Annotated in this window: 14 protein-coding genes; 11 read left to right on the forward strand and 3 right to left on the reverse strand. The window is 71.3% G+C overall.

What is annotated here, in order from left to right; all coding sequences use genetic code 11:
* Positions 1-12 precede the first annotated feature (12 nt).
* Together BKA00_RS16280 and BKA00_RS16285 are read right to left on the reverse strand one after the other, a co-directional pair.
* Positions 13-759 carry a nucleotidyltransferase domain-containing protein gene (locus BKA00_RS16280; protein ID WP_230298732.1) on the reverse strand — a complete coding sequence of 249 codons (747 nt, stop codon included), beginning with the start codon at positions 757-759 and terminating at the stop codon, positions 13-15.
* Positions 756-1,457 carry a nucleotidyltransferase domain-containing protein gene (locus BKA00_RS16285; RefSeq protein ID WP_185025954.1) on the reverse strand — a complete coding sequence of 234 codons (702 nt, stop codon included), beginning with the start codon at positions 1,455-1,457 and terminating at the stop codon, positions 756-758. The genes BKA00_RS16280 and BKA00_RS16285 overlap by 4 nt, the downstream gene beginning before the upstream one ends.
* Positions 1,458-1,669: 212 nt before the next feature.
* Here BKA00_RS16285 and BKA00_RS16290 point away from each other — a divergent pair, with 212 nt between their 5' ends.
* The 8 genes from BKA00_RS16290 (at position 1,670) to BKA00_RS16325 (ending at position 11,025) form a co-directional block, all read left to right on the forward strand.
* On the forward strand, positions 1,670-2,971 hold the full coding sequence (locus tag BKA00_RS16290) for an ABC transporter substrate-binding protein (protein WP_185025957.1): 1,302 nt from the start codon (positions 1,670-1,672) through the stop codon (positions 2,969-2,971).
* 5 nt (positions 2,972-2,976) lie between these two features.
* Positions 2,977-3,996 carry a carbohydrate ABC transporter permease gene (locus BKA00_RS16295; RefSeq protein WP_185025959.1) on the forward strand — a complete coding sequence of 340 codons (1,020 nt, stop codon included), beginning with the start codon at positions 2,977-2,979 and terminating at the stop codon, positions 3,994-3,996.
* Positions 3,993-4,823, forward strand: a complete 831-nt coding sequence (locus BKA00_RS16300; protein WP_185025961.1) for a carbohydrate ABC transporter permease — start codon at positions 3,993-3,995, stop codon at positions 4,821-4,823. Before BKA00_RS16295 ends, BKA00_RS16300 begins: the two co-directional genes overlap by 4 nt.
* 31 nt (positions 4,824-4,854) lie before the next feature.
* Entirely contained in the window at positions 4,855-6,501 is a 1,647-nt protein-coding gene (locus tag BKA00_RS16305) for a glycoside hydrolase family 13 protein (protein WP_185025963.1), read from the forward strand.
* A 10-nt stretch (positions 6,502-6,511) separates the two neighbouring features.
* The gene (locus tag BKA00_RS16310) at positions 6,512-7,558 is read left to right on the forward strand and encodes a LacI family DNA-binding transcriptional regulator (protein WP_185025965.1); all 1,047 of its coding nucleotides are present in this window, start codon (positions 6,512-6,514) and stop codon (positions 7,556-7,558) included.
* A gap of 165 nt (positions 7,559-7,723) precedes the next feature.
* On the forward strand, positions 7,724-9,028 hold the full coding sequence (locus BKA00_RS16315; RefSeq protein ID WP_185025967.1) for an ABC transporter substrate-binding protein: 1,305 nt from the start codon (positions 7,724-7,726) through the stop codon (positions 9,026-9,028).
* Positions 9,029-9,136: 108 nt separating this feature from the next.
* Positions 9,137-10,126 (forward strand): carbohydrate ABC transporter permease, encoded by a 990-nt coding sequence (locus BKA00_RS16320; protein ID WP_420829685.1) that lies wholly within the window; start codon positions 9,137-9,139, stop codon positions 10,124-10,126.
* Positions 10,123-11,025 carry a carbohydrate ABC transporter permease gene (locus tag BKA00_RS16325; protein ID WP_230298731.1) on the forward strand — a complete coding sequence of 301 codons (903 nt, stop codon included), beginning with the start codon at positions 10,123-10,125 and terminating at the stop codon, positions 11,023-11,025. The genes BKA00_RS16320 and BKA00_RS16325 overlap by 4 nt, the downstream gene beginning before the upstream one ends.
* Positions 11,026-11,063: 38 nt before the next feature.
* On the opposite strand, the gene BKA00_RS16330 is transcribed toward BKA00_RS16325, so the two are convergent.
* Positions 11,064-11,426: a helix-turn-helix domain-containing protein gene (locus BKA00_RS16330; RefSeq protein ID WP_185025969.1), complete on the reverse strand. Its 363-nt coding sequence runs from the start codon at positions 11,424-11,426 to the stop codon at positions 11,064-11,066.
* A gap of 56 nt (positions 11,427-11,482) precedes the next feature.
* Here BKA00_RS16330 and BKA00_RS16335 point away from each other — a divergent pair, with 56 nt between their 5' ends.
* From BKA00_RS16335 to BKA00_RS16345, 3 genes are read left to right on the forward strand one after another with little or no spacing between them, the layout of a single operon-like run.
* A complete protein-coding gene (locus BKA00_RS16335) occupies positions 11,483-12,907 on the forward strand; it encodes a GH1 family beta-glucosidase (protein WP_185025971.1) in 1,425 nt (474 codons plus the stop codon).
* Between the two features lie 32 nt (positions 12,908-12,939).
* A complete protein-coding gene (locus BKA00_RS16340; protein ID WP_185025973.1) occupies positions 12,940-13,950 on the forward strand; it encodes a LacI family DNA-binding transcriptional regulator in 1,011 nt (336 codons plus the stop codon).
* A gap of 59 nt (positions 13,951-14,009) precedes the next feature.
* Entirely contained in the window at positions 14,010-14,492 is a 483-nt protein-coding gene (locus BKA00_RS16345) for a nucleoside deaminase (protein ID WP_185025975.1), read from the forward strand.
* Position 14,493: the final 1 nt, after the last annotated feature.

Below are 14,493 nucleotides of genomic sequence, written 5' to 3' on the forward strand. Positions count from 1 at the left end.
GCGCTCCAGGGTTCAGCCCAGGCGGACGCGGACCACCAAGTCGTGAAGGGCGCGGCGGTTCGCGGGCGCTTCGGGGAGGGCGCTGCGGTCGCGTTCGTCCTCCAGGAGGGCGGTGAGCGCGGCGATGTCGTCCTGCAGGCGGGACGTGTCCGGCGCGTCCCGCGGCAGCGCGCCGTGCTCGGCGGCGCGCTTCGCCTCGATCAGCTCGGGCAGGTAGCGCGGCCCGTCTCCGGCGAGCCGTGTCAGGTCGGCCTCGACCTCGCCGGTCCGCATCAGATGGACGCCCGTCAGCAGCACCCGGAACGTGTAGAGGAGCGGTTTGAGCTCTCGTGACTGCTCGAACAGCTTCCACTGGGACCGCGCGAACCCCAGGTAGTGGTGCGCGTGGTTGAAGGTGACCAGGCCGGGAACGAGCGACCTCAGCTCGGCGTGCACGGGAGAGGTGGCCACGACCAGGGGCGACATGAGCTGCTCCAGGACGTAGCCGTTGCGCCGCAGAAGCAGCGCGCAGAACTTGGCCAGGTCGTGGGTGACCGCGTCGGCCTCCACTCCGGCGTGGTCCCACATCAGCGTGACGGTCTCCTCCCCCGTGTCCAGACCGACGATCTCCTCCAGCGGCAGCAGGTGGACGCCGCGCAGGTCGACGTCGGAGTCCCGCGACGGGAACCCGTACAGGTGCGCGCCGCTGACGGTGAGGAAGGCGCGGGGATAGGGGTGGTCGGCGGCGAGGCGGTCGGCCATGCCCTCGGGGAGGTTCACCAGGTCACACTCCTGCGTCGAACGGAGACAAGCAGTTCCTCGACCGCGGCGCGGTCGGGTTCGGGCGGCAGCGGGCTGCGGTCCAGGGCCCCGTCCATCGCGGCGCCGAGGGAGGCGCGCCACACGTCGATCTCGTCCCAGCCGACCTCGCCGCGGCGGACGGCGAGGAGCCGGTCGCGCAGGCCGCCGACCTCCAGCCGCGGCTCGCCGTGCCGGACGAGGTGCAGGCCGCTCTCCAGCAGCCGCAGCAGGTGCATGACGTGCTTCCAGCGCGGCGCGCCGACGTTGCGCAAGTCACCTTCCAGCTTGCGGAACTGGGCCTCGGCGTAGCGGAGGAACGTGCGGTGCGCATTCCGGGACAGGAACGCCTTCCGCACGGCCAGCAACTCCTCGCCGACCGGCGTGACCCGCTCGACCAGCGGCGACCACAGGCACTCCAGGACGGTCGGGTTCGCGGCCAGCGCCAGCTCGCAGAAGCGCTCCAGCTCCCAGGAGAACTGCTCGGGCAGCGGGCCGTCCAGATGCGTGGGCGGCTTCGCGAAACGCCAGAACAGGGGCGCCGGGGCCGCGTAGACGCCGCGCCGGTCGACGTCGCTTCCATCGGTGGCCAGCCCGTAGGCGCGCGACCCGACCACGACCGACAGGACGGTGTGGTCGCGGACGAGGTCGAGCGCCCCGGAGGGGTCGGGTTGCGTCACGCGGGCAGCCTGGCGCAAGCCCCGCGGGCATGTCGACCGGATTGTCCGGCTTGCGCAAAACGGTTACAGATCAGCCACGGACTTGCTGAAAGTTTCTGCAAGCGGTTTACGCGACTGAAACGCGTTGCTAACGTCCCGGACCAGCCACCACCCCCAACTCTTGATCTGCGGGACGACGGCCCGGCGCGGGCCGTCCCGCGAAGGAGGACACCATGCGGCGCACTCCCCTGATCGGCGGCACCGTCGTCTGCGCCGCCCTCGCGCTGTCGCTCTCCGCCTGCGGCGGCGATGACGACGGCGGCTCGAAGGGCGGCGCGGGAGCGGCGAGCCTGCAGGGCCGCGGCCCGATCACCTTCGTGACCGGCAAGGACCGCTCGGGCTACCTGCAGAAGCAGCTCGACGCCTGGAACACCGAGCACCCGAAGGAGCAGGTCCGCATCATCGAACTGCCGGACGAGCCGAACGACCAGCGGCAGCAGATGATCCAGAACGCCACGACCAGGTCCGACGCCTACTCGGTGCTGAACCTCGACGTGGTGTGGACGGCCGAGTTCGCCGCCAACCGCTGGCTCACGCAGCTGCCCAAGGACCGGATCGACCTGTCCAAGATGCTGCCCGCGACCATCGCCACCGGGCAGTACCGCGACAAGCTGTACGCCGTGCCGTCCACCTCCGACGCCGGGATGCTCTACTTCCGCAAGGACCTGCTGGAGAAGGCCGGCGTCGCCGGCCCGCCGAAGACCTACACCGAGATGTGGGACGCCTGCGCCAAGGTGAAGAAGCTCCCCGAGGCGAAGGACGCCGACTGCTTCTTCACCGAGGTCAACAAGACCGAGAGCATGACGATCAGCGCGGTCGAGGCGATCGAGAGCGCCGGCGGCTCCATCATCGGCGCCGACGGCAAGCCCGCGCTGAACACCCCGCAGGCCAAGCAGGGCGTCGAGTTCCTCGTCGGCGCCAAGAAGGACCACATGCCGAAGGAGGCCGTCACCCTCGACACCGAGGGCGGCCGCCGCTACTTCCAGTCCGGCAGGCTGATCTTCCAGCGGCAGTGGCCTTACCAGTACGGGCTGGCGAACTCGGGCGACGGCTCGTCGAAGGTGGCGGGCAGGTTCGCGGTCGCGCCGCTGCCCGGCCCGAACGGCCCCGGCGTCGCCAACCTCGGCGGCCACAACCTCGCGATCTCCGCGTTCGCCAAGAACAAGGCGACCTCGCTCGACTTCATCCGCTACCTCACCGGCGAGCAGGCCCAGCGCGCCAACCTCCTCGCGACCTCGCAGGCGCCCACCGTCGCGGCGCTGTACGACGACCCGGAGATGGTGAAGAAGTTCCCGTACCTGCCGGTCCTCAAGCAGGCCATCGCGGGCGCCAGGCCCCGTCCGGTCGCGGTCAAGTACGGCGACGTCACCGCCGCGATCCAGGGTGAGATGTACGACGCGGTGACCGGGAAGAAGCCCGCCGACCAGGCCCTGACGGACCTGGAGTCCAAGCTCCAGCCGCTGACCGCGCAGTGAGCGGGATGACCACCACCGAGAGCGCGCCCGCCGCCGGCACCGCCGCGGCGCGCGCGCCCCGCGGACGCGCGAGAGGCGACGTGCAGGGGACGCGGCGGCTCGCGGCGCTGCTGCTGTCGCCCACGCTGCTCGTCCTCGCGCTCGTCATCGGCTACCCGGTCCTCGCCGGGTTCCGCGAGTCGCTGTACTCGCGGGGCGAGGGGCTGGACGCCGACGGGTTCGTCGTGGAGGGCGACCGGTTCGTCGGCCTCGGCAACTACACCGCGATCTTCCAGGGCGACCGCGCCGACGCGTTCTGGAACGCCTTCTCCAACACCACGTTCTTCACCCTCACCACGGTCGTGCTGGAGACGGTGATCGGCGTCGCCATGGCGCTGATCATGCAGCAGGCGTTCCGCGGGCGGGCGCTGGTGCGCGCGAGCATCCTCGTCCCGTGGGCGATCCCGACCGCGATCTCCGGGCTGCTGTGGCGGTGGATCTTCCAGGCCGACGGCGCCGCGAACGCGGTGCTGCGCCAGGAGATCCTGTGGACCGCCGACGGGTTCCCCGCCAAGACGGCCGTCGTCATCGCCGAGGTCTGGAAGACCTCCCCGTTCATCGGGCTGCTCGTCCTCGCCGGGCTGCAGATGATCCCCCGGGACGTCTACGAGGCCGCCCGGGTGGACGGCGCCGGCCCGGTCCAGCAGTTCTTCCGCATCACGCTGCCGCTGGTCAAGCCCGCGCTGCTGGTCGCCGTGCTGTTCCGGATGCTGGACGTGCTGCGGATGTTCGACCTGCCCGCCGTGCTGATCGGCGTCAACCAGAAGTCCGTGGAGACGCTGACGATGATCGCCTGGTTCGAGGCGTCCAACCTGCGGTACGGGTCGGCGGCGGCGTACGCGACCGTCCTGTTCCTGTACATCGCGCTGATCGCGTACCTGTTCGTGAAGCTGCTCGGCGCCGACATCATCGGCGAGGCACGCCAGAAGAACCGGCGCCCGCGCGCCGTCCGGACGCCGCGCGGCGGAAGGAGGGCGGCGGCATGACCGGCTCACCGCTGAAGCGCACGCTGTCCTCCCTGGGGTTCGCCGCCGTGGCGGTCTACTGCCTCGCGCCGTTCTACTGGATGGTGGTCTCGGCGTTCCGCCGCCCGCAGGACCAGTTCGACAACTCGCCCGTCCCGGCGCGGTGGTCGTCGGAGAACTTCTCCGCGGTGTTCTCCGGCGACAACGGCTTCGGCCGCGCCCTGCTGAACAGCGTCGTCGTCGCGGGCACCACCACCGTCCTGACCCTGCTGATCGGCACGTTCACCGCGTACGCGCTGGCCCGGCTCGACTTCCGGTTCAAGAACGCGGTGCTCGGGCTGATCGTCGCGACGACGATGTTCCCGGGGATCTCGCAGCTGGTCCCGCTGCTGAAGCTCTTCACCGAGATCAAGTGGATCAACACCTACCAGGCGATGGTGCTGCCCAGCCTCGGGTTCGCGCTGCCGCTGTCGGTGTGGCTGCTCACCGCGTTCTTCCGGCAGCTGCCGTTCGAGCTGGAGCAGGCCGCGATGGTGGACGGCTGCACCCGCGGCCAGGCCTTCCGCAAGATCATCGTCCCGCTGGCGGCGCCCGGGTTGTTCACCACGGCGATCCTGACCTTCATCGCCGCGTGGAACGAGTTCCTCATCGCGCTGTCCATGGTCAACAAGAAGGAGATGCAGACCGCGACCGTCGCGATCTCCAAGTTCACCGGCGTCTCCGGGTTCGACCAGCCGTTCGGCACCCAGATGGCGGCCGGGGCGATCGTGACCGTCCCGCTCATCGCCGTGGTGCTGGTCTTCCAGCGCCGGATCGTCGCCGGCCTCACCGCCGGCGGCGTCAAGTAGCACCCGACAGCTCCCGACAATAAGGATGTTCATGACCCAGGACACCCTGCTCGTCCACACCGCCGGCGACCGCGCCGAAGGCGGAGGGTGGTGGCGCGACGCCGTCATCTACCAGGTGTACGTGCGCAGTTTCGCCGACTCCGACGGCGACGGTGTCGGCGACCTGCCGGGCATCCGGTCCCGGCTGCCCTACCTGGCCGGCCTCGGCGTCGACGCGCTCTGGCTGACCCCGTTCTACGTCTCGCCGATGGCCGACTTCGGCTACGACGTGGCGGACTACCGCGACGTCGACCCGCTGTTCGGCACCCTCGCCGACGCGCGCGGCCTCATCGCGGACGCGCACGCGCACGGGCTGCGGATCATCGTGGACGTCGTGCCGAACCACACCTCCGACCGGCACGCCTGGTTCCAGGCGGCGCTCGCCGCGGCCCCAGGGTCCGCCGAGCGCGACCGCTACATCTTCAGGGACGGGAGGGGACCGGGCGGCGCCGAGCCCCCCAACGACTGGGAGTCGGTGTTCGGCGGCCCCGCCTGGACGCGGGTACCGGACGGCCAGTGGTACCTGCACCTGTTCGCGTCCGAGCAGCCCGACCTCAACTGGGAGAACCCCGAGGTCCACGCCGAGTTCGCCGACGTCCTGAAGTTCTGGCTCGACCTCGGCGTGGACGGCTTCCGCGTGGACGTCGCGCACGGCATGGCCAAGGCGCCCGGCCTGCCCGACGTGGGCCACCCGAACCAGACGGAGATGCTCGGCACGGCCGTCCTGCCCTACTTCGACCAGGACTCCGTCCACGACATCCACCGCGCCTGGCGCCGCCTGCTCGACTCCTACGGCGGGGAGCGGATCGCCGTCGCCGAGGCGTGGACGCCCACGCCGCAGCGGCTCGCCGACTACACCCGTCCCGACGAGCTGCACCAGGCGTTCAACTTCCACTACCTGACCGCGCCCTGGGAGGCGGCCGGGATGCGGGCGGTGATCGAGGAGTCGCTGCGCACCGCCGGGGCCGTCGGCGCGCCCGCCACCTGGGTGCTGTCCAACCACGACGTGAAGCGGCACGTCACCCGCTACGGCGACGGCGAGACCGGGCTGCGGCGCGCCCGCGCGGCCGCGCTGCTGACGCTCGCGCTGCCCGGCTCGTCCTACGTCTACCAGGGCGAGGAGCTGGGCCTGCCGGAGGTGCTCGACCTGCCGGAGGAGTTCCAGCGGGACCCGCAGCGGCTGCGGGCCGAGGGCGCCGGCCGCGACGGCTGCCGCGTCCCGATGCCGTGGGAGGGCGAGGAGCCCCCGTTCGGGTTCGGCGCGGGCGGCGCGTCCTGGCTCCCGATCCCCACCGCGTGGCGCGGCCTGACCGTCGCCGCGCAGGACGGCGACCCCGGCTCGATGCTCGCGCTGTACCGCGAGGCGCTGCGGATCCGCCGCGGGCATCCGGCACTCGGCGACGGGGATTTGTACTGGATTGCGAGCTCACCCGGCACACTGGTCTTCGTGCGTGCGGCCGGGGGCGGGAACGGGCGGCTCGCGTGCGCGGTCAACATGGGCGGCGCCACCGCGCGCGTCCACGTGCGGGGGACCCCGCTCCTCGCGAGCGGACCGGTCCGCACCGGCGGCCTCGCGAACGGCGGAGACGTCGACCTGCCCCCGGACACCGCACTGTGGTGGGACCTCGAGGAGGGATGACTTGAAACCTATGACGACGCGCCTGGCGGACATCGCGGCACACGCCGGGGTGAGCGAGGCGACGGTGAGCCGCGTGCTCAACGGCAAGCCGGGCGTGTCCCCGACCACGCGCCAGGCGGTGCTGACCGCCCTGGACGTGCTCGGATACGAGCGCCCGGCCCGGCTGCGCCAGCAGCGGGCCGGGCTGATCGGGCTGATCATCCCCGAGCTGACCAACCCGATCTTCCCGGCGTTCGCCGAGGTCATCGAGAGCGCGCTGGCCCGGCACGGGTACATGGCGGTGCTGTGCTCCCAGGCGCCGGGCGGCGTCGCCGAGGACGACTACATCGAGATGCTGCTGGAGCGCGGCGTCGCCGGGATCATCTTCGTCAACGGCCTGCACGCGAACGCCAACTCCGACCGGGCCCGCTACGCGCGGCTGCTCGAACAGGCCCTGCCGATCGTCCTGGTCAACGGCTACCGCCCCGACATCGACGCGCCGTACGTCTCCAACGACGACGTGGCGTCGATGGAGGCGGTCGTCGCGCACCTGGCCGCAATGGGCCACCGCCGGATCGGCCTCGCGATCGGCCAGGACGTCTACGTGCCGACGCGGCGCAAGACCGAGGGGTTCCGGCGCGGGATGGCCGCGCACACCGGGCTCACCCCGGACGAGGTGGACGAGCTGGTCGTCAACACCATGTACACGGTCGAGGGCGGGCAGGCGGCGGCCGCGAAGCTGCTCGACGCGGGCTGCACGGCGATCTGCGGCGGCAACGACATCATGGCGCTCGGCGCGATCCGGGCCGCCCGGGCGCGCGGCCTCCAGGTCCCCGAGGACGTGTCGGTGACGGGCATGGACGACTCGCCGCTCACCGCCTACCTCGACCCCCCGCTGACCACGGTCCGGCAGTCGGTGCGGGAGATGTCGATGGCCGCGGTGAGCACCGTCCTGGACGAGATCCGCGGCACCCGCGCGCCCCGCACCGAGCTGCTCTACCGGCCCGAACTCGTCGTCCGGCGGTCCACGGCCCCGGCCCCGGCGGCGGCCCGGCTGACCCCCGTCAAGGAGGGCTGACCCGGGCCTGACGGGGTGTCGGACCAGGCCTGACCCGACTGCCGCGGGAGCCAGGTTCTTGTAACGGTTATGTTTCGGCACATTGACAGTGAGCCGGGTCACGGTCTTTCATCCGTGGGAGCGCTCCCACACCGATGCACCACCACAACCTGAGAGGGGTCCGCCATGAGGGCCATCATGCGGCGCGGACTGAGTACGGCGATGGCGGCGGTACTCGTCGGCGGCCTCGCCGTCGCGTGCGGCGGCGACGACGACAAGGGAGGCTCCGACGGCGGGCCGGTCGAGCTGACCGTCGACGTCTTCGGCGAGCCGGGCTACGACGCGCTCTACAAGCAGTACGAGCAGTCCCACCCCAACGTGAAGATCAAGCAGCGCAAGGTCTCCACCCTGGACGAGTACAAGCCGCGCATCCAGCAGTGGATGGCGACCGGCAGCGGCGCGGGCGACGTCGTCATGCTGGAGGAGGGCATCCTGCCCCTCTACATGCAGCAGAAGGCCAAGTTCCTCGACCTGTTCGACTACGGCGGCAAGGACCTGGAGAAGAACTTCCTGCCGTGGAAGTGGCAGGCGGGCGTCACCCCCGACGGCAAGCAGCTCATCGGCCTCGGCACCGACGTCGGCCCCCTCGCCATGTGCTACCGCACGGACCTGTTCAAGAAGGCGGGCCTGCCCACCGACCGCGCCGAGGTCGGCAAGCTCTGGCCGACGTGGGACGCGTTCCTGTCCACGGGCCAGAAGTTCCAGGACAAGGTGCCCGGGACCAAGTGGCTGGACGGCCCCACCGCCGTGTTCCGCGCCACCGTCCTGCAGAACGCCGGCAGCGGCCCTGGCCACAGCTTCTTCGACAAGAGCGAGAACCTCGTCTTCGACAGCAACCCGGCGGTCAAGCAGGCGTTCGACACGTCGCTGAAGTTCGAGACGAGCAAGCTCACCTCCGACATGTCGATCTTCACGCCGCCGTGGCAGACCGCCCTCAAGCGCGACACCTTCGCGACCCTGCCCTGCCCCTCCTGGATGCTCGGCGGCATCGAGGAGTTCTCCGGGCCGTCGGGTAAGGGCAAGTGGGACGTGGCCACCACGCCCGGCGGCTCCGGCTACTGGGGCGGCTCGTGGCTCGCGGTGCCCAAGCAGACCAAGCACGCCAAGGCCGCCGCCGAGCTCGCCGAGTTCCTGACCTCCCCCGAGGGCCAGGTCGGCGCGTTCAAGGCCGCGAACGTCTTCCCGTCCTCGCCGCAGGCCGCGCAGGACCCGGCGGTCGCGGGCGCCAAGAGCGCCTACTTCAACGACGCCCCGATCGGGCAGATCTTCGGGCAGCTGGTGGCCGCGGTGAAGCCGGTGCACCTCGGGCCGAAGAACGAGGACGTGCGGGCCGCGGTCGAGAACGTCCTGATCTCCGTGGGCCAGGGCCGGCAGAAGCCCGACGAGGCCTGGACGAAGTCCGTCGACGAGGCGAAGAAGGCCGCCAGGTAGCCCGGCGGTCCCCCGACCACGGCGGCGGCGCCGGGCCGTACCTCCCCGCCGGCGCCGCCGCCGTTCCACTCCCCGCTTCGTCCCGTCCTCGGAAAGGAGGCGCACGACGTGACCACCGATCTGCGCCCCAGCCGGAACGGCCCGCCGCCGGCCTCGCCGGCCCCGGCGCGGCCGGGGCCGCCCCCCACCTGGCGCTCCCGGCTGGCCCGGCTCGACGTGAAGGGCGCGCCCTACGCCTTCATCTCGCCGTTCTACCTCGTCTTCCTGGTCTTCGGCGCCTTCCCCCTCGTCTACACGCTCTGGGTCTCCCTGCACGACTGGGAGCTGGCGTCCGGAACGCGCAAGTTCGTCGGGCTCGACAACTACGACTACCTGCTGAGCGACGCCGACTTCTGGCACGCCACGGTCAACACCCTCGGGATCTTCGCCCTCTCGACCGTCCCGCAGCTGGTGCTCGCGCTGCTCATCGCCAACACCCTGAACCGGCGGATGCGGCTGCCGACCCTGTTCCGGATCGGGATGGTCGCCCCGCTGGTCACCTCGACCGCCGCCGTCGCGATCGTGTTCACCCAGATGTTCGACAAGGACTGGGGCATGATCAACTGGGCGATCGGGCTGGTCGGCATCGACCCGATCAACTGGTCGAGCAGCCGCGGCTGGTCCTGGGCCGCCATCGCGATGATGGTGGACTGGCGCTGGACCGGCTACAACGCGCTCATCTACCTGGCCGCCATGCAGGCGATCCCGAAGGACCTGTACGAGGCCGCCGCGATCGACGGCGCGTCCCGGCTCCGGCAGTTCTGGCAGATCACGGTGCCGATGCTGCGCCCCACCATCATCTTCACGGTGATCATCTCGACGATCGGCGGGCTCCAGCTGTTCACCGAGCCCGTGCTGTTCAGCGTCGGCACGCCCAACAAGATGGACGGCGGCCCGATGCACCAGTTCCAGACGATCACGATGTACATGTACGACAACGCGTTCGGCCATGACCGCTACGGCTACGGCGCGACGGTCGCCTGGGCGCTGTTCGTGATGATCATCGTGTTCTCCCTGATCAACTTCCTGGCCGTGCGCCGCACGGGAGGCACCAAGTGACCACGCTCCTCGCCGGCCCCGGCGGCCGGACCCCCGGCGGCAGGCGCGCCGCCGCGCACCCCGGCCGCTACCGCGGCCTGTGGAACGCCAGCCCGCTCACCTACCTCACGCTGGTCGTGGCGCTGGCGCTGTCGGTCTTCCCGATCTACTGGATGATCATCGTGGCGACCCGCACGAACAGCGTGGTCGCCGACGTCCCGCCGCCGCTGCTGCCGGGCGGCCACGGCGGCGACAACGTCGGCCGGCTGTTCGACAACCCGGAGGCCTACTTCGCCAAGGGCCTGCTGAACTCCGCCATCGCCTCCGCGGCGGTGACGGTCTCCACGGTCTTCTTCGCCTCGCTGGCCGGGTTCGCGTTCGCCAAGCTGCGCTTCCGCGGCAAGAACGGGCTGCTGCTCACCATCATCGCCACGATGATGATCCCGGTGCAGATGGGCATCATCCCGCTCTACATGATCATGGTGAAGCTGGGCTGGCAGAACCACCTGCAGGCGGTCATCGTCCCGTTCCTGGTCACCGGGTTCGGGGTGTTCATGATGCGGCAGTACGCCGACCAGGCCGTCCCGGACGAACTGATCGAGGCCGCCCGCGTCGACGGGTGCACGACTTTCGGCATCTACTGGCGGGTCGTGCTCCCCGCGCTGCGCCCCGCCGCGGGCGTCCTCGGGCTGTTCACCTTCATGCAGACCTGGAACGAGTTCATGTGGCCGCTGGCCGTGCTCAGCCCGGACAACCCGACGGTCCAGCTGTCCATCAACAACCTGGCCAACGCCTACTTCAAGGACTACACGCTCATGTTCGCCGGGACCAGCGTGGCGATCCTGCCGCTGCTCGTGGTGTTCATCGTTTTCGGCCGCCAGATCATCGGCGGGATCATGGAAGGTGCAGTGAAGGCTTGACTTCTCCCCGAGTTGAAGCAGGGGGATTCCCGAACGGCCTAAGGCCGTCCGCCGCTCGTGCGACCCGGATCGCTCCGGGGGGGTTCCTGCTTCATAGCCGACCGCGTCCGGGATGCCCCGGTCCGTCTCACGTCAGCTCCACAGGCCGATACCGAAAGTCCTTCGGCCAGAATGTTCTTCGCGGCGTTGACGTCCCGGTCGTGCCGGGTGCCGCAATCGGGGCACGTCCAGTGCCGGGTGGAGAGGCTCAGCCAGGCGAGCAGATGCCCGCAGTGCGAGCACGTCTTGGTTCGCCAGTCCAGCACCTGGTTCCAGACCTTGCGCACACACCCGAAGGTGCGGTTCAGCACCGCAGCCTGTTCCGGGTCCGGGTACGCCCGGCACTTGTACGCCTTCCTCACGATCGGAGACTTTACGATATGCCCAGGCCAAGCTGTAAGCAGTTTGGGAGGGCCCGATGACCTCCCTCAAGGACGACACCAGCGCGGCTCCCGCCGCACCTTTCCCGACCGGGTTCCGCTGGGGGGCCGCCACCGCCGCCTACCAGATCGAGGGCGCCGCGGGCGAGGGCGGGCGCGGACCGTCCATCTGGGACACCTTCTGCCGGACGCCGGGCAAGGTCCTGCGCGGCGAGACCGGCGACGTCGCGGTGGACCACTACCACCGGTTCCCCAAGGACGTAGCGCTCATGGCCGACCTCGGGCTGACCGCGTACCGGTTCTCGATCTCCTGGCCGCGGGTGCAGCCGTCCGGGGCCGGGGCCTTCAACACCGAGGGCCTCGACTTCTACCGGCGGCTGGTGGACGCGCTGCTGGAGGCGGGCATCGAGCCGTGGCCGACGCTCTACCACTGGGACCTGCCGCAGCCGCTGGAGGACAAGGGCGGCTGGCCCGAGCGGGACACCGCCCACCGGTTCGCCGAGTACGCCGACCACGTGCACGCGGCGCTCGGCGACCGCGTCGCGCACTGGATGACGGTGAACGAGCCGTGGTGCGCGGCGTTCCTCGGCTACGCCTCCGGCGACCACGCGCCCGGACGCGTCGACGCGCCGGCGTCCCTGCTGGCCGCGCACCACCTGATGCTCGGCCACGGCCTGGCCGTCGAGGCGATGCGGGCCCGCCGCCCCGGCAACCGCTTCGGCGCCGCCGTCAACCTGTACGCGGTCTCCCCCGCGACGGACGACCCCGCCGACGTCGACGCGGCGCGCCGGATCGACGGGCTGCAGAACCGGCTGTTCCTCGACCCGCTGCTGCTCGGCCGCTACCCCGAGGACGTCCTCGCCGACACGTCCCGCTACGGGTTCGCCCCGCCCGACGCGGACCTCGCCGTCATCGCCCAGCCGCTCGACCAGCTGGGCATCAACTACTACTCGCGGCACACCGTCGCGGGGACGCCCGGCGAGGCGGCGCAGACCGCGTCGTCGCCGTTCGCGACGAACTCCCCCTGGCCCGGCAGCGGCCACGTCCGGTTCGTGCCGGCCGGGCGCCCGGTCACCGGGATGGGCTGGGAGATCGACGAGGGCGGCCTGCACGAGGTGCTGACGCGGCTGCACCGCGAGTACCCGTCCGTCCCGCTGTACATCACCGAGAACGGCGCGGGCTACGACGAGGTGCCCGACGAGGATGGCACGGTCCAAGACGCGGGGCGCATCGCCTACCTCGACGGGCACCTGCGGGCGTGCCACGACTCCATCTCCGAAGGGGTCCCGCTGCACGGCTATTTCACATGGTCGCTGCTGGATAATTTCGAATGGGCTTGGGGCTACTCCAAGCGTTTCGGGCTGGTCCACGTCGATTACGCCACGCAGCGCCGGGTGCCCAAGGAGAGCGCACGGTGGTACGCCGGAGTGATCCGGCGGGGCGGGCTGCCCGAGCGGGGCTGACCCGGGGCGACGGCACGGACGAAGGGGGCCAGATGACGGGCAGGAGCACGCGCCCGACCCTGGAGGAGGTCGCGGCGCGGGCCGGTGTGGGCCGCGGCACGGTGTCCCGGGTGGTCAACGGCTCGCCGCGGGTCAGCCCGCAGGCCCGCGCGTCGGTGCTGAAGGCGATCGAGGAGCTCGGGTACGTGCCGAACCGCGCGGCCCGCACGCTCGTCACCCGCCGCACCGACACCGTGGCCCTGGTCGTCGCCGAGTCCGACCAGCGGCTGTTCGGCGAGCCGTACTTCGCCGGGATCATCCGCGGGATCAGCAACGGCCTCGCCGACACCGGACTTCAGCTCCTGCTCGCCCTCGCCCGCTCCCCCGCCGAGTACGGCCGGCTGGAGGACTACCTCACCACCCAGCACGTGGACGGGGTGCTCCTCACCTCCCTGCACGCCGAGGACCCGCTGCCCGCCAAGCTGGAGGCCAACGGGGTGCCGACCGTCCTCGGCGGCCGCCCGCCCGGCCTGCACCCGGTCAGCTACGTCGACGTCGACAACCGCAGCGGCGCCCGCGAGGCCGTCGGCCACCTCATCGCGGGCGGCCGGCGGCGCATCGCGACCATCGCCGGCCCCCAGGACATGGGGGTCGGCATCGACCGGCTGGCCGGCTACCGGGAGGCGCTCGCCGAGGCGGGCCTGCCCGAGTACGTCGAGTACGGCGACTTCGGCGAGGCCAGCGGCATCACCGCCGCCGAGCGGCTGCTGGCCGCCGAGCCGTCCCTGGACGCGGTGTTCGCCGCCGACGACCCGATGGCGCTCGGCGCGCTGCGGGTCCTGCACCGCAGCGGGCGCAGCGTCCCGGGCGACGTCGCGGTGATCGGCTTCGACGACTCGGCCGCCGCGCCGCTGGCCGACCCGCCGCTCAGCACCGTCCACCAGTCGCCGGAGGAGATGGGCCGGGAGATGGCCCGGCTGCTGGTCTCGCGGATCCGCGGCGAGACCGTCGCCGACCCGGTCGTCATCCTGCGCCCCCACCTGGTGCTGCGCGACTCCGCGTGAGGACCCCGGTTCCGCGCCTATGATCGTTCGAGTCGTCCCCGCGGGCAAGGAGCCGAGCCATGGCCTACGAACCGACCGCCGCCGAGCGCGTCTTCCTCGACCGCTGCGTCGAACTCGCCACGGAGGCGCTGGAGTCGGCCGACGAGCCGTTCGGGTCGGTGCTGGTGTCGGCGTCCGGGGAGGTCCTGTTCGAGGACCGCAACCGCACGGCGGACGGCGACCAGACCCGCCACCCCGAGTTCGAGATCGCGCGGTGGGCGGCGACCAATCTGGAGCCGGACGAGCGCGCCGCGGCCACCGTGTACACCTCCGGCGAGCACTGCCCGATGTGCTCGGCCGCGCACGCCTGGGTCGGTCTCGGGCGGATCGTCTACATCATGTCGTCCCGGCAGCTCGTCGCCCTGCGCACCGAGCTGGGCGCCCAGGCCGGGCCGGTCAACGCCCTCCCGGTCCAGGAGGTGGCGCCGGGCGTCCCGGTGGACGGCCCGGTCGCCGCGCTCGAAGCGACGATGCGGGAGCTGCACAAGCGCGCCTCCGCCTGAG

Origin of the sequence: Actinomadura coerulea (assembly GCF_014208105.1) — a bacterium.
Classification (GTDB): domain Bacteria; phylum Actinomycetota; class Actinomycetes; order Streptosporangiales; family Streptosporangiaceae; genus Spirillospora; species Spirillospora coerulea.